This window comes from Pseudomonas sp. GM78, assembly GCF_000282475.1.
Taxonomy (GTDB): domain Bacteria; phylum Pseudomonadota; class Gammaproteobacteria; order Pseudomonadales; family Pseudomonadaceae; genus Aquipseudomonas.
This window is the reverse complement of the sequence record NZ_AKJF01000055.1, coordinates 40,071-59,043: the sequence shown is the minus strand read 5'-3', so window position 1 is coordinate 59,043 and position 18,973 is coordinate 40,071. Positions and strand designations below refer to the sequence as shown.

General features: G+C 61.6%; 20 protein-coding genes. All 20 read right to left on the bottom strand.

What is annotated here, in order from left to right; genetic code table 11:
- Window positions 1–258 precede the first annotated feature (258 nt).
- The 20 genes from PMI35_RS26130 to PMI35_RS26220 all read right to left on the bottom strand — a co-directional run bounded on the left by PMI35_RS26130 (window position 259) and on the right by PMI35_RS26220 (window position 18,971).
- Window positions 259–1,053, bottom strand: a complete 795-nt coding sequence (locus tag PMI35_RS26130) for a DNA adenine methylase (RefSeq protein WP_008056090.1) — start codon at window positions 1,051–1,053, stop codon at window positions 259–261.
- Between the two features lie 149 nt (window positions 1,054–1,202).
- The gene (locus PMI35_RS26135) at window positions 1,203–1,742 is read right to left on the bottom strand and encodes a lysis system i-spanin subunit Rz (RefSeq protein WP_008056086.1); all 540 of its coding nucleotides are present in this window, start codon (window positions 1,740–1,742) and stop codon (window positions 1,203–1,205) included.
- A complete protein-coding gene (locus PMI35_RS26140; protein ID WP_008056078.1) occupies window positions 1,733–2,383 on the bottom strand; it encodes a glycoside hydrolase family 19 protein in 651 nt (216 codons plus the stop codon). The genes PMI35_RS26135 and PMI35_RS26140 overlap by 10 nt, the downstream gene beginning before the upstream one ends.
- 55 nt (window positions 2,384–2,438) lie before the next feature.
- On the bottom strand, window positions 2,439–3,482 hold the full coding sequence (locus PMI35_RS26145; RefSeq protein ID WP_008056076.1) for a phage late control D family protein: 1,044 nt from the start codon (window positions 3,480–3,482) through the stop codon (window positions 2,439–2,441).
- A 70-nt stretch (window positions 3,483–3,552) separates the two neighbouring features.
- The gene (locus PMI35_RS26150) at window positions 3,553–3,759 is read right to left on the bottom strand and encodes a tail protein X (RefSeq protein WP_008056074.1); all 207 of its coding nucleotides are present in this window, start codon (window positions 3,757–3,759) and stop codon (window positions 3,553–3,555) included.
- The gene (locus tag PMI35_RS26155; protein ID WP_008056072.1) at window positions 3,734–4,579 is read right to left on the bottom strand and encodes a phage tail protein; all 846 of its coding nucleotides are present in this window, start codon (window positions 4,577–4,579) and stop codon (window positions 3,734–3,736) included. Before PMI35_RS26155 ends, PMI35_RS26150 begins: the two co-directional genes overlap by 26 nt.
- A 9-nt stretch (window positions 4,580–4,588) precedes the next feature.
- Window positions 4,589–7,843: a phage tail tape measure protein gene (locus PMI35_RS26160; RefSeq protein WP_008056070.1), complete on the bottom strand. Its 3,255-nt coding sequence runs from the start codon at window positions 7,841–7,843 to the stop codon at window positions 4,589–4,591.
- Between the two features lie 140 nt (window positions 7,844–7,983).
- Window positions 7,984–8,295 carry a phage tail assembly protein gene (locus PMI35_RS26165; RefSeq protein ID WP_008056068.1) on the bottom strand — a complete coding sequence of 104 codons (312 nt, stop codon included), beginning with the start codon at window positions 8,293–8,295 and terminating at the stop codon, window positions 7,984–7,986.
- Between the two features lie 9 nt (window positions 8,296–8,304).
- Window positions 8,305–8,808, bottom strand: a complete 504-nt coding sequence (locus PMI35_RS26170; protein ID WP_008056067.1) for a phage major tail tube protein — start codon at window positions 8,806–8,808, stop codon at window positions 8,305–8,307.
- A gap of 12 nt (window positions 8,809–8,820) precedes the next feature.
- Entirely contained in the window at window positions 8,821–9,996 is a 1,176-nt protein-coding gene (locus PMI35_RS26175; RefSeq protein ID WP_008056065.1) for a phage tail sheath subtilisin-like domain-containing protein, read from the bottom strand.
- 90 nt (window positions 9,997–10,086) lie between these two features.
- On the bottom strand, window positions 10,087–10,806 hold the full coding sequence (locus PMI35_RS26180; protein ID WP_008056064.1) for a tail fiber assembly protein: 720 nt from the start codon (window positions 10,804–10,806) through the stop codon (window positions 10,087–10,089).
- A gap of 11 nt (window positions 10,807–10,817) precedes the next feature.
- On the bottom strand, window positions 10,818–14,828 hold the full coding sequence (locus PMI35_RS35200; RefSeq protein WP_008056062.1) for a phage tail-collar fiber domain-containing protein: 4,011 nt from the start codon (window positions 14,826–14,828) through the stop codon (window positions 10,818–10,820).
- On the bottom strand, window positions 14,825–15,430 hold the full coding sequence (locus tag PMI35_RS26185; protein ID WP_008056061.1) for a phage tail protein I: 606 nt from the start codon (window positions 15,428–15,430) through the stop codon (window positions 14,825–14,827). Before PMI35_RS26185 ends, PMI35_RS35200 begins: the two co-directional genes overlap by 4 nt.
- Window position 15,431: 1 nt before the next feature.
- Window positions 15,432–16,313, bottom strand: a complete 882-nt coding sequence (locus PMI35_RS26190) for a baseplate assembly protein (RefSeq protein WP_008056059.1) — start codon at window positions 16,311–16,313, stop codon at window positions 15,432–15,434.
- On the bottom strand, window positions 16,310–16,636 hold the full coding sequence (locus PMI35_RS26195; RefSeq protein ID WP_008056058.1) for a GPW/gp25 family protein: 327 nt from the start codon (window positions 16,634–16,636) through the stop codon (window positions 16,310–16,312). Before PMI35_RS26195 ends, PMI35_RS26190 begins: the two co-directional genes overlap by 4 nt.
- Before the next feature lie 5 nt (window positions 16,637–16,641).
- Window positions 16,642–16,848, bottom strand: coding sequence for a hypothetical protein (locus PMI35_RS26200; RefSeq protein WP_008056056.1), 207 nt, complete (start codon window positions 16,846–16,848; stop codon window positions 16,642–16,644).
- Window positions 16,849–16,902: 54 nt separating this feature from the next.
- The gene (locus PMI35_RS26205) at window positions 16,903–17,469 is read right to left on the bottom strand and encodes a phage baseplate assembly protein V (protein WP_008056054.1); all 567 of its coding nucleotides are present in this window, start codon (window positions 17,467–17,469) and stop codon (window positions 16,903–16,905) included.
- Complete coding sequence (locus PMI35_RS26210; protein WP_008056053.1) at window positions 17,466–17,996, bottom strand: hypothetical protein; 531 nt, start codon at window positions 17,994–17,996, stop codon at window positions 17,466–17,468. Before PMI35_RS26210 ends, PMI35_RS26205 begins: the two co-directional genes overlap by 4 nt.
- Entirely contained in the window at window positions 17,989–18,654 is a 666-nt protein-coding gene (locus tag PMI35_RS26215) for a hypothetical protein (protein WP_008056051.1), read from the bottom strand. The genes PMI35_RS26210 and PMI35_RS26215 overlap by 8 nt, the downstream gene beginning before the upstream one ends.
- Window positions 18,651–18,971, bottom strand: coding sequence for a head-tail joining protein (locus PMI35_RS26220; RefSeq protein ID WP_008056049.1), 321 nt, complete (start codon window positions 18,969–18,971; stop codon window positions 18,651–18,653). The genes PMI35_RS26215 and PMI35_RS26220 overlap by 4 nt, the downstream gene beginning before the upstream one ends.
- Between the last annotated feature and the right edge of the window lie 2 nt (window positions 18,972–18,973).

Sequence of the window (18,973 nt, the reverse complement as noted above, 5' to 3'; positions counted from 1 at the left end):
CTATGCAGCGGGCCTCAGGACCATTCTTTGATAATTTTCACAATTAACTATTGACGAATATCCAATAGAACATTTAGTTTAAATAACGTTCTGCCACCCCCCTCAGATCCACCGCGCCATTTAGCGCGGTATGTTTTTTTGCGAGAATAAAAATGAATGTGCTATTTCTTTTGATGGCGACCGTTGAGTTCCTGATCAAACTGACTGAGCTGATGAGGCTATGGGGTATCGGGTGCCCTGGGTTCACTCCATTGTGATTCAGAACAAACCTCCCAAGGCCGCAGGCTCCCAATTCATAATCACTAACTCGCCACTAACCTCGGCCTTCCCCTGCCGCTGATTGGTATTGCAGTAACGGATGTCTAGCGTTTCGAGGTGGAAGCCCTCGAATACGCTACGGATGTCCGGATGATCGTTAATGCTGACCATCACCTTGCCTTTGCAGCGGCGCATGAAGTCGGCCATGCGTTCGTAGTTCTCAAACGGAAAATCCACCCCATAGCCGGCAGTCTGCCAGTAAGGCGGGTCCATGTAGTGAAAGGTATGGGCACGGTCGTAGCGTTCTGCGCATTCCAACCAGGGGAGATTTTCCACATAGGTGCCAGACAGGCGCTGCCAGGCTGCCGACAGGTTTTCCTCGATTCGCAGCAGGTTGATGGCCGGGCCAGTGGTCGCAGTACCGAAGGTTTGCCCGGTGACCTTGCCGGCAAACGCATGATGCTGCAGGTAGAAGAATCGCGCGGCGCGCTGGATGTCGGTGAGGGTTTCGGGGCGGGTCATCTTCTGCCACTCGAACACTTGGCGTGAACTGAGCGCCCATTTGAATTGGCGCACGAATTCTTCGAGGTGGTTTTGCACGACGCGGTACAGCGTGACCAGGTCGCCGTTGATGTCGTTGAGAACTTCCACGGGCGCGGCCTGTGGGCGCATGAAGTACAGCGCAGCACCACCGGCAAAGACTTCGACGTAGCATTCATGTGGCGGAAAAAGTGGAATGAGGCGATCGGCCAGGCGGCGTTTGCCGCCCATCCAAGGGATGATGGGTGTAGACATAGAGAGCAAGACCTTTACTGTATGGATAAACAGGTGCTAGGCTCGCCGCGCTTTGTGCACGGAGCAAGAGCCTTGGCTGGACTTGCAGGGACCATCTGCAGGGACGGCGGCCGGGTTGGATGTTGACGCATCCAACCCGGTCGCTCTTTTCACTTCGGTGCTGAGACTTCTTTGGCGTAGGCCTGACAGGCCGCCAGGGCGATCAGTCCTTGGTCGCCGTCATCGGTGATGCTGATAATTCGTTGAGCATGCGCGGGGTCAAGTTGGGCGCGCGTGGCTCCATAAACCACGCCGCCGGTGCCGGCAGCGGCTGACAGCCCAACACCACCGGCGGGTCCGGCGGCGAGTAGGACTGACAACCGCACATCAGCAGTGGCAAGACGATCAGACAGGCGTTGCTGAGTGTTCTTCGCATCGGATAATTCCTTGTGGTGGGTTTCGTCGTTGGCCTGCAGGCGGGACTCCAGGGCTAGCCGGCTGCGCTGCTCGATCGCCAGCGCGGCCAAGGCATCCTCGGCACGCTTCAGCGCCGCCTGATCGACCTGGCCGGCCTGCTCGGCCAGTTCCTTGCCATACCGCCAGTCTTGCGCCACCCAGGCGCCGCCAGCGGCTACACCGGCGATCGCCAGCAGCACCAGGGCCACCGCCCAGGGACGTAGCGCTGGCGGTAGCAGATCGATCAGGCGCATAGCGTCTCCTTGGCCGTGGCCCACAGGGCGCGACGCTCAGCGGCGCCATTGCCGCCGCCGTTGATCTTGCGCGTGATGCTGTCGAACAGCCCAGCGTCGGCCAGCTCGTTCAAACCGCGATCCCACCAGAACCAGGCCGCCGACAGCGCGGCATATTCGGGCTGCTCCAGCAGCTCGGGCTGATCGAGCAACGGCAGGCCAATGGCCTTGCCGGCCAGCCGGTAGTTATCGCGGAACGTCACGCCGATCAGGCCCCGTGCGCGGTACTTGAAACCGTCGCCCGAGGCTTCCGGGCCGTTACCGTAACGACCGCCATAAACGCGGTTGGCCAGCTTCTCGCTATTGCGCAAATACGCCTCGGCATCGCGCACCTCGGCAGGATCGACGCGGCCGTTGTGGTTCAGGTCGAAACCGTACTTGAACAACTGCGCCACGCGCGTGGCGTCCTTGTAGTACAGGCTTTCGCTCAGCGATCGCAGCTGCCCCGACTCGTGCCCGACCTGCGCCAGAAAAGCCGCTTGGCGCACCGGGATGCTGATGTCATAACGCGCCATGGCGCGATTGAGCGCAGGCACAAAAATGCCCGCGACGGGGCGGGCATTGGGGAGGATGCGCAACAGTTGCGCCTCGGTGATCGGCATGGGGGAAACTCCAGACAAAAAAAAGCCGCTCGATGGCGACCTGGGGAATGGGGGGTTATAGCTGCTCGACCCTGAGCGGCTTCGTTTCTTTCTTCGCCTTGCCTTTGGCCAGGGCCTTGCCCTTCTTGCCGCCGTTGCATTCCACCGTGGTGCTCCAGCCCGACTGGGTAAACACCTGCTCCACCGAGTCCACCAGATACTCGCCATCGAGCCCGACCTTAAAGCCCGTGGCGCTCAACTGCATCTCTGCAAACACATCAGTGCGCCCCGGCATTTCCAGTCGCACACCGGCCGTGGAACGGTTGAACGCGGCCAAGCGCGCCTTGGCGGCCTGCTCGGCGGCACTTTTGTTGGGGTAGATATGCCGGTCACTATGCACCGGCGGCAGACCATCGGGCGCGTCGGCATTGTCCAGGGTGACCACGGACAATTTGCCGGTCTTCTTGTCCTGATGCTTGGTCGAGACCGCTTTATGGGTCGTGCGATCGCCAAGGCGAAATTGCCAGCGACTGACGTCGCGGCGGCTAATGCTGACGCCCCCCAGCACCTTGCCGGATGCGCTCAATCCGTCCTGTCGCGGCATGACCAACAGCTTGCCGTCGGCCACCTTGGCCGTGCAGTCGTACTGTTTCGCCAGGCGCGTGATGAAATTAAAGTCGGACTCGCCGAGCTGATCGACCCGGAGCACTTTGGTGGTCACGTTGCACACGGGCGTCCAGCCATTACGCTGCGCGATATCGCTGACAATCTTGGACAACGGCACGTCCTCCCAACTGCCGCTGCGGGTGGTCTTGCCGCTGCCGCGCATGTCACTGGCTTTGCCGCGCAGGACCATGGTGTCGGGCGGGCCAGAGACTTCGATTTCATCAATGGTGTACTGCCCGACACGGGTCAAGCGCTGCCCCTCATAGCCCAGGTACAGCTCGATATTGGCGCCCCGACTGGGCAACGCGACCTCGCCGTCGCGGTCATCAATGCGCAACTCGAATTCATCCGAGTCGATCCCGGGCTTGTCGGTGGTGCGCAGCAACAACAGCCGATCGTTGATCAAGGCCGTGATGTCCTTGCCATCGGCAACGACGCGAAACAATGGTTTCATGGGCAGTCCAGAATAAGAAACCCCGCATCAGCGGGGTCGGGTGACTGACGGTGTTATGCGTCACGCCGGGTTAATCCCACAGCATCACGGTGCCGTCGGAGGGGTCCGGCAGATCCGGCAAGCGGATCAGCACGCCGGCGCGGAATGGCTGGGCCTCATCCGCCAGCCCTTGGTTCGCCTCAAGCACGGCCTCGACTGAGCCGTTCAGATGGCCGTAAAAGTCATAACAAAGGGTGTCGAGTAAGTCCCCGTCAGATGTTCTGCAGGTCGTCGCCATAACGCACAAACTCCAAGGTAAAGCCCTGCTTGCGCGGGATACCGCCCTGCAACAGCGCGCTTTGGTCTTCCTGAATGTTTTTAAGGCACCAGCTGCCCAGCACCGCGCCATAGCCCGTGGTCAACGCCAGGGGCGCCAGCTGGGCGCCAATGCTGCGTAAGGTGTCCAGTTGTTTGATGCCGCCCTTGAAACCCGGGAAAATCGAGCCTTTGAGCGTCAATTTCTCTTCGCCCATGCCGACCGCCTGCTGCGCCGGCCGCCGCGTCAACCGCTCCTGCGAGGCCCATCGGAAGTCGCTGGAACGACTCAACTCGTCAAACGCGGCGGTGTCCAGGTTGAAGTAATACGGCTCAGACTTGGCGGTCAGCGGCTGCATGATCAACAGATGGGGGAACGCCTTCACCGCCTCGACGGCGGGCGTCTTGTCTGCCGCAAAAGAAGAGGTCGGCACAATGTTGGACAACGACGGGCTGACCTTGCCGGCAATCTTGTTGATCGCGGTACTGGCTTTGGCGGCCTGCTCCTTGAGTACCCCCATGCGCTCATCGATCTGCGACACGGCCCGACTGGCCTTGTTGTAGGTGGCCACCACCTTGCCGACCTTCGATTGAGCTGCCTGCACCCCGCGCATGACCCGCTGGAGCTTGGCCCCCACCGCTGGCCCCACAATCGGCAGACCCTCCAGCTCAGACGCCGCCCCGCTGATTTCACTGATCGCGCCGTTCACCGGGCCAAGCATACCGTCCAAACTTCGGCGGCCTGTTTCCCCGGCTGACGCCAGGTACTTCAGGCCCGATTGCAACTGCTCCATATAGGGCATTACGCCTCCTTACTCGACATGCGGGGCATCAAACAGATTGGAGCGCTGCGCCTGCTGCGCCGCGTCGCGCATGACCCGCTGAATCATGGGCTCCAGCTCACGCATCAGCTGTTGTGGGTCTTTCACATCCCCCTGCACGGTCAGCGTAATCGGTGCATGAATCTCCACCTTCTGCTCGTACTTAGGGGCCGCGGGCTTGGGCGGAGGCTCCGGCTTGAGGATGATCGGTGCCGGCGTGGCCATCGCCGGCTTTGCCGCCAGGACGCGCGCCACATCCCCCAATTTCGGCCCGTCCGGAACCGGCGCCGCGTTATGCAAAACGGGCGGCCGGGCTTGCGCCTGGGCATCTGCCGCACGCTCCGGTAGTAGCAGGTTGATCGCCGGTGCCGCCGGCTTGGGCGTCATGACTGAAACAACCGGGCTCACCCCCTCCGCACGCGTTACCGAACGTTCGGCTTTGACCGGTGCCAGCAGGACGGGCGCGGTCTGTTTTTCGTCCTTCGGCCGCTGGGCCCCTGGTGCCGGTACCGGCAGAACCGGTGCCGGCACACCAGGCGCTTTCTCTACCGGTGCCACCGGGCGCTGCTCGACTGGGGCCACCACCGGCGGGCGAGGTAACAGCGGCGCCGGCGGTACCGAGACCGACAGAACCGGCGCCGGCTCACCAGGCGCTTTCTCCACCGGCGCCACCGGGCGCTGCTCTACTGGGGCCACCACCGGCGGGCGGGGCAACAGCGGTGCCAGCGGCACCGACAGAACCGGCGCCGGCACATCAGGCGCTTTATCCACCTGCGCCACCGGGCGCTGCTCCACCGGGCCCACCACCGACGGCCGAGGCAACAGCGGCGCCAGCGGCACCGGCGCCGGCATGCTGGGCGCTTTATCCACCCGCGCCACCGGGCGCTGATCCGCTGGGGCCACCATCGGCGACCGACCCAGCAGCAAAGGCGCCGGGGCCGACGTCTTGAACGATTGAGCCACGTCATCGAGCACGGGCGGAATCGACTTGCCCGCGTCCGCCATCATCAGCGGCCCGGCCACTGGCATCTGTTTCAGCGATTCGTCACCGCCGAACATCTTCTTGCCCAGATAGCCGCCCGCCGCATCACCGCCCAGGCTGCCCAGGTAACCCCCCAGCACCCCGCCGACGATGGTGCCAATCACCGGCACCATCGAGCCAATCGCCGCCCCTGCCGCCGCACCCGCCAACGTGCCGGCAAAGCCACCGGCGGCCTCGCCATAACCTTCGGCCTTCTCGTCCTGGGTCGTGGCCGTGTCGTAGGTGTCTTTCGCCTTCATGCCGGCATCGAGCAGGGCAAACACGACCGCCCCCGAGCCCGCCACCTTGGGGCCGGCGCCTACGGCGGCCGGCTTGGGTGTGGCGGCAACAGGCTCAACCCGGGGCACCGTCGTGGGTGGTTTCCAACCGCTCAACGGCTTATGGGCCTTGCTCAGATCCGCGCCGGCATACACCCGCATGCGCGGCTTGGCGGCCCGCTCAGGCGGCGCCGGCGATGCTGGGCCCCCTGGAGACCCAGGCGACGGCGTACCCGCCCGCTCGCGTCGGCCGCGCTTCTTGCGCTCTGCGTCAGCACCGCCCAGGTCCGGACCACCGCCAGACGCGGGGTTCATCACAATGACTTTTTGCGGGATGTTCGGGTTACCCATCAGGGTGCCCCGGCCCAGGTTCATCAGGCCTCGACCAATTTTCACGGTGTTGACCACGGCGCGCAGGGCCAGGAAGCCCGCCACCACCGCCGCCACGCCGCTCACGACCTTGGGCGACTCGTCCGTGAGTTGGCTTAGCCCGCGCGTCACCGTGGTGATCCCCGAGGCCACCGCGTCAGTCATAGGGGCCAGCGCATCCCCTACCGAGCGCAAGGCATCGTCCATGCTCTGCCCGACTTCTTTCCAGCGCTGCGCCGACGCATCGCGGCGTTCGTCCAGGTTCTTGTCCAGAATGCCCGAGGCGGCGCGCGAGTCATTTTTCAGCTGCTCATACAGATTTTTGTTCTGCATAAACGCGGTCAACGCACCCTTGACCTGCATGTCGGCAAACAGGTCGCCGGTGCGCAAGGCTTGTTCCAGGGCGTTGATCATCGCCTGGGCTTTAACCGGATCGGCTTCCTTGCTGATCTTGGCCGTCGCCTCGGCCATCGCGGCGGCCTTTTTCGGGTCGGTCGCCTGAATGTAGCGTTGCGCCAGGGCAAAGCTGGACTCCAGCGTGGACATGCCTTTTTGCATGCCGCTCTGCATCGACGCTTCATAGTCGATCCCGACGTCCTTGTAAGCCTTGACGGTGTCGCCGGAACCGATTTTCTCCATCCAGTTTTTGAGGTTGTTGGCCGCCTCATCCGCGCCGCCGGCAGTCTTCATCTGCACTTGCAGCAGCGCGCCCAGCTGTGTCACGGAATCCATACCGGTGATGCCCAGCTTGCCCATGCCGGCGAGCATTTCCGGGAACCATTTCGCCATGTCGGCCGCTTCAAAGCTGCCTGCTTGGCCTTGGTAGGCGATCGCCTCCAGCGCCTGCTGCATGACCTTGGGATCGGTGATCTTAGCGTTCTGCCCCAGGGCGTTGATCATCCTCGCCGTGTCTGCGCCATCAGCGCCCTGGCCGACCACGAATTTGGCCGCCGACGGCGCGTAGTCAATGGCCTGCTTGAGGTCCATGCCGGCACCGACCAAGGCGTTCACCACCTCGGCCACATCGTTACGCGCCATCCCGGTATCCCGGGAGGTTTTGACGATGGTTTGCGACATTTGCGCTTCTTGCGGGCTGTTAGCAATGCCCGCCTTGATCGCAATGTCACGAATGATTGCGCCGTAATCGGCGCTGACTTTGACCGGCATCACCGCCACAGCGGTGGCCGCTACCGCTTGCCCGGCCGTGCTTTTCAGCCCGTCCCGGCCTTCTTCCATCTGCCGCCGACCTTCAGCCTGCAGCTCAGCCGCCCGGGCTTTACGGCCCATGGCTTCATAGGCCCGGCCCAGTCGACCGGCTTCCACACCCTGCGCTTTGAGGCTGGCCAGGTTGGCATTGAGGCGCGACAGCAACGTCGACGCCCCGGCCGCGCCCGTCTCATGGGCCTTTTTCCATTCATCGCGCAGCTTGATCGTTTCGCCGATGGTGCTTTGCAGAATGCGAGCCTTGGCCCCCTTGTCGTCCAGGGCCTGGATACGGCTTTCAACATCCTTGAAGGCCTTCCCCACGGAAGAACTGACCGCCCCACCGATCACCAGGCCCAGCTTTAAATCAGACATAGCGCACCCCAGGCAACGGCTAAAAGGCTCAATCCGTGAGCCACCAAATCATTTCATTGAACGGCATGCCCTGAATCTCGGCAGCGGAAAACCCGGTTTCCGCTGCGAGTTTCTTGGCCGCCATCTTCATGGTTTCGGGGTTACAGCTCAGTCTCTTCGACAAGGCGAAAATAACCTTCTTGGAGACGGCGATAGTCGCGCTCCTTGAAGCCTTCGATATCCTTGACCGGGCAGTCGGTCAGGCTGGCGAACAGGTGAAACTCGTGCATCTCACGATCCCCGTTTGCCACGGCCTGCGCCTTGCGGTTATCACGGATGCTCGGCGCACGCATGAACAGCTTGTCCACGGTCATGTCATTGACTTGCGCCTTGTACTTGAACGCGATGTTGACGCCCTCGTCGGTCATCACCAGCCAGCTCGGCAACGGTTTGTTTTCAGGTGTAGTGCTCATGATTAATCCTTACAGGCCCAGGGCCGCACGTTCGTCTGCGAGTTGGTCAACGCCATCGATCACGCGTACCGCGTTCACCATGTCGATTTCGTAAATCAAGCGGCCGTCGACTTCCAACTTGTAGTAAGTGACGGCAATCGCGTGCTTGATTTCCGCGACGGTGGCGGGCTTCCAGTCGCCCATGTCCACCTCTTTGAGCATGCCGCGCACGGTGACAATCACCGGCGTGATCGCGCCCTTGAGGCCCTTGAACGAGCCGCGGAACGTACCGTTGAACGCGGTCTGATCCGCCAGGCCAAAGAACTTCAGCGACTCACGGCGCACGCCGTTGGTGACAAACGAGGCCTCGAGCTTTTCCAGGCCCATGTCCATCTCGACCGGGCCGGCCATACCGCCGCCGCGATACTCTTCGGTTTTCACCGTCACTTTCGGTAGCGTCAGCGACGGCACGTCGCCGGTGAAGTTCGTGCCGTCGACGAACAAGTTGGTGTTAGAAAGGGTTTGCGGAATCATTGGACGGCCTCCTTAGGCGGCTTCAAGCACTTCGGTCAGCCACTGGTTAGTGACCTCGACACGGAAATTCGGGTTTTCAGCAGGCGGCACGTCGGTGAACCGGATGTTCCAGAACACCTTGCCATCGGCCAGTTGGCTGGCCGTGTTCAATTCGGTGTCCGCGTAGACCTCGAAATTGATGATCGCGCCTTGGTTTTTCAGGTCGCGCATGAAGGCTTGAAGGCCATCGGTGACGTCCTTGATATAGGTCTTGGTGATCGACCGGTCGACCGCCCATTTATGCCCGTACAGGATGGCGTCCATGACGATATCCATGGTGCGCACGCGGGTGACAAACGACCATTTTTTGTCGCTCGACATGGTGCGGTTGCCCCACAGGCGAAACCCGTCGTCGCGAATGATCGTGGTGATATTGGCGTTGTTGAGCAGGTTGGCCCGGCAGGTTTCATCACCGTCGAGGAATTCCACCGGGCGCGACGTGCCGGTGATGCCGACCATTTCCTTGTTGGACGGCGATGCCCAAAACCCGTACTCCGCGTCGGTATAGGCAAACATGCCCGCCGCCCAGGCCGAGGCCGGCGCATCAATGGTCTGGCTCGCCACCGTGTCCCAGAACTGCACGCCCGGATCGACCATGAACACGCGCTTGCTGCCGAAGTTTTCGGCGTAAGCCACAGCGGCCTCGTCGGTGGTGTTCGGCCCATCAATGATGGCGATGGCGCGCAGCTTGGCCGCCAGGCCGTCCAGGGCGGTCGCCACCGCCAGGGTCGCCGTGTGCTTGGGCGCAATCAGCAGGCGGGGTTGGGCGTTGAACTTGCTTTTACCGTCCAGTAGCGCTTGCAGGCCGGTGCGCTGGCCAGAAGCCAACACGCCGCCAATGATCGCCGAGGTTTGCCCCGCCGCCTCGACCACCTTGCCGACGCCACAACCGACGATCACCGCCTTGGCCCGCGCAAAAATCGCCTGGCAGGCTTTGGTAATAGGCGCACCAGCACCCCAGGCGGCAATCGCTTCGCGCTCGTTGGTAATCAGCTTGAGTTCGTTGGCCAGGGCGGTCGGGGTGCCCTCAGCCAGCGGCCCGGGCGTGAACACGTCGCACAAGCCAATGATGGAAGACGACGGCAGCGCAATGCTACGCGCCCCGGTGTCGACGTTCGTTACGGTAACGCCGTGAAAAAAACCACTCATAGAGCCAATCTCCAGACATGAAAAAGCCCCGGCACTGTCGGGGCTTGGGAAAACAGGACGGATGCAAAAACGCCCCGGATTACGGGGCGTTTAAGCGGGTGTAGTGACCGCTGACGGCGGTGGCTCTTCGAAGCCTTGCGCCTCAAGCCAGCCCGCCAGGGCGGTATCGTTCGGGCTGGATGGCCAGTCACCTGGCGTCAGTTCGGCGCTCGGCTCGATGCGGTTCAAATAAACGCCGTAGGCCTTCCAGGCGCTCAGCGCTTCAACCTCGCCGGCCGAGGCCATTTCCAGATCGACCGCGTTCTGCAGGGTGTTGATCATGTTGGTGCTGTACTGCGCCAACAGCGACTTTTTGCGCGCAGCGACTTTAGTCAACGCTGCCGCTTGGGCCGCTTCGTCCAATACCCACTCATCATCGACCCATTCGTCAAACTCAGAACTGGGCGCCTCCAGGGTCCACTCCGGGGGTAGCTCGCCGAGGGCGCTCCACACGGCCGCCTCGCCGGTGGCGGTGCTGTAAACCGTCAAACCGCGATGGTCGGGCACCCGCTGCCAGCTCGCTCCGTCTTTGGTGCGGATGGCCGCGAAACCCGTTGCAAGCACGGGCGGCTCGCACTGATAGGCATTCGCCGGGACAAGCCACACCCCTGGCTCTAGCGGACTGTAGTCGGCCTCGCCCACGCCGATGAATTCACCGGTAATGCGATCAACATTACAGATCACGGGCGGCGTCACCCCCTCCACCAGCCACCAATACACAGGGGACTCAACCGGCATGACTTCATCTTCCGGGAAAAATTCGTCGTTCATTTTCACCATCCTTAATATTTAATGCAGGCCAGGAACGCGGTGTTGACTGGTCGCGATTCATTGCCGCCGCTGTTGGCAATCATCAGCATGTGCGTGTGGCCTGGGTGGTCTGATGTGGTCAGATACTGCGGACCGTCCGTCATCTCATCGCCAAAGACGGCGTTACCACCTTCCGTAACCATGTTCGCGGCAATTTTCTCCCTGACAAAAGCTGTCTGGTGGTTATGCGCGCCGCCGTTAATGGCCGAGCCCGTGTGGGTGTGGCTCAGGTTCTGGCTGGCCTGCGCAGAGCCGAACACGCGCCCTGTATCCACGTTTCTGCCGTCGTCCCAGCCCCGGTCAAATTCTGCCCGCGAATCCGGAAGTGCGAACACAGTGGAGCCATCGCCCGCACCGTAGGTTGTCCCAATTTTTGCGAACAACGCGGCGTAAGCAGTGCGAGATACCCAAGCGCCGTTACGCTTCAAGTAACCCGGTGGCGGCGTGGACATCGCAAAGTGCGTGACTTCACCCACACGGTTATTCTCACTTGCGCTGATAGCCGTGGTTACAAACGCAGTGTTTGCAATTGAGGTGTCGTTATCGCCTTGCGCCGGCGTTGGCGCGGTCGGGTTGCCGGTAAAGGCCGGGCTATCAATCCGCGCACCCTGCGCCATCGAGCCGCGGTTAATTACAACGTACGATCCTCCACTCGCGGCCACCTCGACCACTTCATAAGGGGCGAGGATTAAGGTCGCACCCGTCGTCTCAGCGCTAAAGGTGCTGGTTGACGACAGCGTGGCGTTTGAATTGCCGGAGATATTCCGAAACAGGAATGTCGAGCCAGACGGAACCGTATCAGTCGCCGGCAGGGTAATTACCGCACCGGGCGTGGTGATGTTGAACCACAGGCCCACCTGATTGGGATTCACTGTGTAAGCCGAACCCAAACCACCGACACCTGCACCAATGAATTTACGGGTCCACGCCCGAACGTAGTCTTGGTTGACCACTTGCTGACCAGCGGTGTTAGTGGCTGGCGTTGGTGTGGTTGGCGTGCCGGTGAAAGCTGGGCTATCGGTCGCCGCCACCTCGCGCCAGGCGCCCCAAGTGCTACCGGCTTGAATCCGCCAAAACATCCTCCCGCCCGCGCCGAAGGCCAAGACATTGCAGATCTGTAGCGCGCCCGTGCTACTAAATCGCTGGGTAAAAAGCGTTACCGGCGACGAGGACGCGATCGGCAAATTAAGGCCGTCGGAGTTAAGTCGGCTTAGGCCCGACAGCGTGATGTCGTTAGCATCTGCGACCAGCGGCGCCGTATCGGTACCAAGGCCAAACAAGGCCATCACCGCGCGAACAAATGCCGTCGTCGCAATCGACGTGTCATTGTCCGTCGTCGCTGGTGTTGGTGCCCTTGGATCGCCGGTCAGCGCTGGCGACGCCAGCGGCGCCTTGGTCCCCAGCAGGTTGGTCATGGTAGTGGCGAAATTCGGATCATTACCGAGCGCCAGCGCCAACTCATTCAGCGTGTCGAGTGCAGCCGGCGACGAGCTGACGAGCGCCGCCAAAGCCGCCTGGACGAAGCCACAAGTGGCGCCGTCCGTGGTGTTTGTCCCCGGTGGCATGGTGGGCATGTTGACGCCAGATGCCAGACTGGCTTTGCCCGTTGCCAGGTTGACGGCGAACGGCCTGAGTGCGTTGTAGCTGCCGTATTGGTCGCCGCTGTCCGTCAGCATCAGATACAGGCTAGCGCCATCATTGCGCCAAAAAGAGCCGTAATTGCCTTGAATATGACGCATCGCGTTATTGCCGAGCGATTGAACCTCGCCGGAGAATTCCGCACTGCTGAACGCGGTGTTGGTTTGACTCAGGGTGGTCGTGCCGTTCGAAACCACCTGCATCTGACGGGATTGCGGGACCACCACCCCCGGATTAGCAAGAGCCCCCTGACGAAGGGTCAGAGTGAAAGCGCCCGTAGTTCTGTTCACTACAGTCCACATACCCGCGCCAGCGGGAACGATCACGCTGATGTTCGCCGTCAGGACGCCCGTGAACCACAAAACGCCAACATTCGCCTCGGCCGCTGTGAGGGTGACGTTTACCCCACCCCCCACGTTTTTACTGGTGACGCCCTGAATCATCCCAGAAACGAGCCCAGGAACGCCGAGCGTGGCCAGGGCGGTGGTCTGGTCAGCATCGTCAAGCAGTGTCTGGATGAACGGACTGACGTTCAATGGGGTGTAAATTTCGCGCCAGGTCGGGCCATCAGCCAGAACCGCACAATGGCACATCCAGGTACGGCCATTCGCGTAGTCGACGAACATACCGACATAGCCGTTGTTAGAGTCGCGCCGCCCCAGGATTGAGAAAATCCCGTAAGTAGGGCTAACGCCGGCCGCGTTCACGGGAACGGTGCAGCCGTTGGCTTTCGAGGTGGTTACATCAATGAATCCCGACCATCCCGCAGGCTTCGACCAGTCGTTATTGGTCGTGAACGCCACTTTAACGCCGTTCCAATTGCCGATCCCGTAGTCTCCAACCTTGAGCATGCGCCCAGGGGTGGTGTCGAGCGGGGAATCGGTCTTAACCAGGCTCGAAGTGTCCCAGCCCATCGACCACTCGGACGGTGCGCCGTTGTAGATACCTCGGTTCCAGATCCGGCCGGTGTTAAATTCCATGTAGAGCTGAGTAACGATCACCGCGCCACCGCGCAGTACAAACAACGTACCGGCTTTGGCTACCGGGTAGTTAAGCTCCAGCGTGGCATTGGCCGTTACACCTTGCCCATACACGCCCGACTTTAGGATCGTGTTGAGGTCAGTGCCTGCTGCAATGTTATTTGCGCCTGCGCTTAACCCCAGGCCGACGCTGGCAAGCGCATCAATGATGGCCTGCATCGTGGCGATTTGCGTTGATGCAGTCCCTACGGGAGCGGTCGGCGCCTTCGGCACGCCGGTCAGTGTAGGCGAGGCGATCGGCGCTTTTTGGGCGAGCAAGTTGGTGATGGTGGCGGCGAAATTCGGATCGTTACCGAGCGCCAACGCCAATTCATTCAGCGTGTCGAGGGCGGCGGGTGACGAGTTAACCAGTGCGGCCAGCGCCGCGTCCACCTGACTCATGGTGTAGACATCGGTCAGGCCATAGCCCGCCACGGTCGTCGGATTCGTGGCGGCTACCACACGCCCGTTTTTATCCACGGTCACGCTGCGATAGGTGCCCGCCGTGACGCCGGTACGACCCCAAACCATTTCAAAGCTCAGCGACGTCACGCCCAGGGACAGGGCACCATCGGTGATCAGTTGCCAGCCGCTATCACCGTACAGCGTGCCCTGCTCGACATGCACCAGCAGCCCCGGCGTTACCTTCTCCGACTTGTCCGCATCAGCCGCCCGGGTCCAGGCCCCGGCAGCCGCCACCCAGATGCCGTTATCCTTACCGGCGGTTTGCTTGGCGACCAGCACGCGCTTGCCAGCGGTAACTGCCACGCCATCAATCGTCTGCAAACCGGTCAGCGCGATATTGCCCGTCGTACACACCAGCACCGAGCTTTTAAAGTCCTGCTTGGCCAGCTCCGAGGTGACAAACTCGCGAGTCGCCAACACCACCGCGGGGTCAATTTTCAGCTCGACACTGGCCGAGTTGCTGACAATCAGGTTCATCCGCACCACTTGCGTGCGGCCAGAGCCTTGCGCTAACAGCGGTTTGAACGACGGCGCACAGTTGGCAACAGCGACCAGATCACCGTCCACGTCGTACAGGCCGATTTCCCGAATCCACTTGCCGCCGATCTCAGCCGGAATGACCTGTTCGGCAATGATAATCGCCGGATTGGTCGCGTCTTGGATCAGCTGATTCAGTGGCGCGCGCCGCCATTCGTTGATCAGCGTCTTTTGGGTGGCGCTGGGCTGGGGGTCGGCGCCGTTGGCATCACCGACGCCCATCTGGGTGATCTTCCAGGCAATCCCCAGGGCGTTGGCGTTGGCCTGTTTCGCGACCCCCACATTCGTCAGGATGGCGTAAAACTGTGAGTTCGAATCGATCATGAATAAACATCCAGGGTGTCGATAGTGGTTTCACGTCCCCCACGACCGATCACTCCCGAGACTTCAATATCTCGTGGGTCCGGCGGGTAAACGTCAATTTCGTCGCCTTCGGAAATCGAGGCGCTTAGGTACATGCGGCCCGTGGTTTCCAGGCTGATAGCAAGGCCAATCAGGTGCCGGCTGACCGGCTTGGCGTCATCGATTAACGCCGTCAGTTCCTGATACATCTGGTCGGTGATGCCGGTATCGAGCACGCCCACTTTCAAGGCAAAGGTGCCGGGTATCCCGGTCGGGTTAAGTTGCCACCACTCGACCACCTCAATCAGATAGCCCAGCGGCTCAACCACCCGCCGCAGCGCGCCGATCGTGCCCTTGTGCGCGTGGACATAGAACGAAGACCGCACGGCGTTGCGCTTGACCGCCTCAGACCATTTTTCGTCCCAGCGGTCCACCGACCAGGCCGACGCCAAATGCGGCAACAGCTCGACCGGGCAAGTGTCCGCGTTGTAGAGCAGGCGCAGCGGCACCGGGGTGGCTTCAACGGTCGCGGCCTCAATGGCGCGCTCCAGCTGCGTACTGTTGAGGGGCAATAGACTGTTCATGTCAATCACCCTTCGTAACGGTGAAACCTGTGCAGTAGGCCGCCTGGGATTGGCTCGGGAAAATGTCCGACCAGCCCACCAGCTCTACGCGCCGAACCCCGGCGATGTGCAACTGCGCATCAATGGCCGACCGCGCAATCTCCGCCCCCACCCGCCGCCGGGGATTGATCCAGGCGGCCAACCGCTTGCGGCATTCCGCCAAAATGGTTTCGTTTTCCGACCCCGTGCCGACCATGTGCAAAATGGCGTTGATTTGGTAGGGCAGCACCTGGGCGCTTTGCACAATCAACCGATCACCAACCGGGCGGATGTTGTCATCGCTCAGGTAGGTGTAAACCAGATCGAGCAACGATTGCGGCGCCTCGCCCGCACCATCGCGGCCCAACACGGTGACCACCACCGTGGCCGGCGCGGGGCTTTCGGCGGTGGCATCCGCCACCAGCCCCGACGCATTGCGCGCATGCAGGATGTAGCTGTTACGCGGCCCGGCCGTGGTCAACCCCTCATAGACCAGCTGGATACGCTCGCGCAGGGCGTCGTCCTCTTCCAGCACCTCAGGCGTGATCGGCACGGTGCTGGTGTCTTCGGCCTGGATCACCAGTCGCTTCAGATTGACGTTCGCCGCCAACTGGTCGAGGTCGGAGCGGCGCGCGTAAGCCAATAACACGGCCTTGGCGGCGTCGTTGACCCGGGCGCGGTTGCCCATCTTGCGATAGGCCCCCAGCTCAAGCAGTTTCGTCACCGGATCGCTTTCCAGGGTGGCGGTCCAGTTATCCCCCATGAACCCCCGGAAGGTGCCCAGCTCTTCGGCGTAGATTTCCTCAAACTCCAGAGGCTCGACCACCTCGGGCGCTGGCAGTGCTGACAGATCCACCGCGCTCATGCTGAAACCTCCAATAAAACACTGTCGCCCAGGTACTCACCTTTCAACTCAAAGGTGATTTGCCCCTCGAGCACAGCCGTGACGCGAACCGATTCAAGTTTCAACCGAGTCTCCCAGCGACCAATCGCCCGACTGACTTCGGCCTGAACGGCGCTGCGCCAGCCGGCTGTCGCCGGCAGATCGACGAAGCGGCGCAACAAACTGCCGTACTCCGGCTGCATCCGCCGGCTGCCTTGTGGCGTGGTCAAAATGTCTGCAATGGATTGCCGCAAATGGGCAAGGCCAGACAACGGCAGGCCGGTGTGGCGATCCATTCCAATCATGGTGGTTACTCCAGGGGCTCAAACTCGGGGTGCGCCTGCATATGCGCCAAGGCCGGGGCGTCATCGCTCTCAACTTCGGCCACGCCCTGGACCACGGACAGCGACGCGCCGTCCGGCAAAATCACCTTGCGGGAGGTGTACAACTTGTCGCGAAAGCGGGTGGTTTTCGGCGCAGCCACAACAGCCGGCGCGACTTCCTTGGTTTTCGACATGGGTTCTCCGGGCATAAAAAAACCCGCACGCGGCGGGCTGTAGGAAGGTCACTATCAATGCGAGTGGTTATTGCTGTTGCCAGCGGCATCCATGATTGTGGATTGACCGGTGACCGCGCCCGTTACGAGTAACGGGCCGTCAACCTTCACCGCCCCTTTCAAGGTGATGGCCGTCGACTCGACCGACACGGCGTTATCCGTAACGGTCGCTACCGAAGCCCCCACCTTGATGGTGACGGTGCCGGTTGGCAGCGTGATGGTGTACGTGTTCGCCTCCCAGTCGTAGACCAGCGAGCCACCATCGTCGAACCGCCACACCTCCACATGGTCGCGGTTGTCCGGCGGCGGGCCGGCATCGCCGTACAGGCCAGGCACAAAGGTGCCTTGCGCCGGGTCGCCACTGGGGCTGATCAACATGCCCTGCTCGCCCATGCTGGGCGCGCGCCAGTGGCGGGCCTTGCCGGCCGCGAGGCTGTGCCAGCGCACCCAGGCGCTGGTCCACTCGCCATTAGAGACGCGGCACATCGGCGGTGACCCTGTAAGATCCAGGGCGACGACGTAAGTGGCCAGCGCCACGCCGGCAAGCATCCGATCATGCTGCGCTAACGCATACCCACTCATTCCAACAACTCGGGCGCGACGTACTTGCCCTCATGGCCTGGGCCGGTGTCCGGGCTAAAACCGAATACCAACGAGCCGGGCGGCTCATCCGGCCAAGGCCATTCTTCAACGCCCAGATAGATTTGATGAGTCCACTCCACCAGCCAGACTATGTAACCGTCGAGCTCCGGCCTGGTCCAATCCTGTGTGGCTTGAACGAACTCGGCAGGCTCCACGGCCAAACCCCAGGTTTGCATGCGCAACAACACTGCCAACTGTGCGGCCAAATGAACAGCCTGCTGGCAGTGTTTGGGGAGGATGGGATCAACGATGATCCTCGCTTCGAACCGACAGACCAGGGTCGTTTCGCCGGTACCAATATCGTCCCCCGGCTCCATTTCGGACAATTCAACGAACACCACCGGCAACGCAATGCGATCCTTGATGTTGGGCCAGGCTGTCACCGCTTTGATGCCAGACAGATTGCTCGACAGATGCTGCTCGATCGCCTGATAAAGGTGGTCCAGGCGAAAAGGCTCCTCAGACATGGGCGATCCTCTTCAGGTGCTTCTGCAGCTCAAAGTTGAATTCCTGTCGCAGGATTTCTAGCAACCGAGCGTCGGCCCGCTTGATCCAGGTATGGAAGTGCGGACGGGCTTGCTCAAGCGATACTTTGGCTTTGACCAGTGGAAAGCGGTTGCCGTTTTCCGCGACCCATCCCGAACTGACACCCCCGCCCCCCGACACTGTGCTATCGGGGTAGTCGTCCGCATTGAAGTGCTTGCTCGCGGTGCGGATCCAGATGTCGGGCTTGTTGCCATAGACCTTCTTCAGGAAGGCACCCTGGTACCGCCGCCCGGCCACTGAGACCCCGCGGCCAGTCTGTCGCGCTCGACCGATCCGGCTGGACTCGATGGCGTTGAGACCGAACCACAACTTGCCGCTGGTGGACCCGCCGGTGACGGGGTAGCTGCGCAAGCGCTGCCGAACCGCAGCAACGGCAATGCGCTCTTGCCGGCTGACTGCTCGCGCAATGTGGGTGCGCAGCCAACCCAAGGTTTTATTGATCGCCCGACGTTGAGCTGCGGCGGCGGCTTTGGGCACCACCTTGGCAAATTCTTCGAGGGCTTTCAGGTCCACCGCCGAGGACTGGATAGAAAGCATCCCGCCAGCAGCCGATGGCTTGAAATAGCTACCGACACTCATGCACGCATCCTCAAGATTAAGGCGACCAGGCCGTCACCGCTCGGCTCAAGCTGCAGCAAGTCGTACTCGCCGCCACCGTCCAACTCGGGCAATTCAATGGTGACCAGCAGACCCTGTTCCAGTCCGTGCGAATCGCTGACGCGAATCTCGAACCGAGGTTCGCGCAGGCCCGTGTTGAGCTTGCCGAACTTTGGCTGAAGCCAGGGTGCGGCAAACATGCCAAGGACCGGCTCGTCGCGACCCTCGATACGCGCGGTGTCGCCCAGAGTCTCGAACACCACCGCATCGACTTCCGCTATCAGGTCGCGAAAGGCCATGG

Excerpts from the sequence above, each read along its gene's own strand:
- PMI35_RS26130 (WP_008056090.1), bottom strand. The coding sequence starts at position 1,053 with ATGTCTACACCCATCATCCCTTGGATGGGCGGCAAACGCCGCCTGGCC.
- PMI35_RS26205 (WP_008056054.1), bottom strand. The coding sequence starts at position 17,469 with ATGAGTGGGTATGCGTTAGCGCAGCATGATCGGATGCTTGCCGGCGTG.
- PMI35_RS26180 (WP_008056064.1), bottom strand. The coding sequence starts at position 10,806 with ATGAACGACGAATTTTTCCCGGAAGATGAAGTCATGCCGGTTGAGTCC.
- PMI35_RS26185 (WP_008056061.1), bottom strand. The coding sequence starts at position 15,430 with ATGAACAGTCTATTGCCCCTCAACAGTACGCAGCTGGAGCGCGCCATT.
- PMI35_RS26140 (WP_008056078.1), bottom strand. The coding sequence starts at position 2,383 with ATGCCGATCACCGAGGCGCAACTGTTGCGCATCCTCCCCAATGCCCGC.
- PMI35_RS26165 (WP_008056068.1), bottom strand. The coding sequence starts at position 8,295 with ATGAGCACTACACCTGAAAACAAACCGTTGCCGAGCTGGCTGGTGATG.
- PMI35_RS26135 (WP_008056086.1), bottom strand. The coding sequence starts at position 1,742 with ATGCGCCTGATCGATCTGCTACCGCCAGCGCTACGTCCCTGGGCGGTG.
- PMI35_RS26150 (WP_008056074.1), bottom strand. The coding sequence starts at position 3,759 with ATGGCGACGACCTGCAGAACATCTGACGGGGACTTACTCGACACCCTT.
- PMI35_RS26215 (WP_008056051.1), bottom strand. The coding sequence starts at position 18,654 with ATGAGTGTCGGTAGCTATTTCAAGCCATCGGCTGCTGGCGGGATGCTT.
- PMI35_RS26155 (WP_008056072.1), bottom strand. The coding sequence starts at position 4,579 with ATGCCCTATATGGAGCAGTTGCAATCGGGCCTGAAGTACCTGGCGTCA.
- PMI35_RS26210 (WP_008056053.1), bottom strand. The coding sequence starts at position 17,996 with ATGTCTGAGGAGCCTTTTCGCCTGGACCACCTTTATCAGGCGATCGAG.
- PMI35_RS26145 (WP_008056076.1), bottom strand. The coding sequence starts at position 3,482 with ATGAAACCATTGTTTCGCGTCGTTGCCGATGGCAAGGACATCACGGCC.
- PMI35_RS26220 (WP_008056049.1), bottom strand. The coding sequence starts at position 18,971 with ATGGCCTTTCGCGACCTGATAGCGGAAGTCGATGCGGTGGTGTTCGAG.
- PMI35_RS26160 (WP_008056070.1), bottom strand. The coding sequence starts at position 7,843 with ATGTCTGATTTAAAGCTGGGCCTGGTGATCGGTGGGGCGGTCAGTTCT.
- PMI35_RS26200 (WP_008056056.1), bottom strand. The coding sequence starts at position 16,848 with ATGTCGAAAACCAAGGAAGTCGCGCCGGCTGTTGTGGCTGCGCCGAAA.
- PMI35_RS26175 (WP_008056065.1), bottom strand. The coding sequence starts at position 9,996 with ATGAGTGGTTTTTTTCACGGCGTTACCGTAACGAACGTCGACACCGGG.
- PMI35_RS35200 (WP_008056062.1), bottom strand. The coding sequence starts at position 14,828 with ATGATCGATTCGAACTCACAGTTTTACGCCATCCTGACGAATGTGGGG.
- PMI35_RS26190 (WP_008056059.1), bottom strand. The coding sequence starts at position 16,313 with ATGAGCGCGGTGGATCTGTCAGCACTGCCAGCGCCCGAGGTGGTCGAG.
- PMI35_RS26170 (WP_008056067.1), bottom strand. The coding sequence starts at position 8,808 with ATGATTCCGCAAACCCTTTCTAACACCAACTTGTTCGTCGACGGCACG.
- PMI35_RS26195 (WP_008056058.1), bottom strand. The coding sequence starts at position 16,636 with ATGATTGGAATGGATCGCCACACCGGCCTGCCGTTGTCTGGCCTTGCC.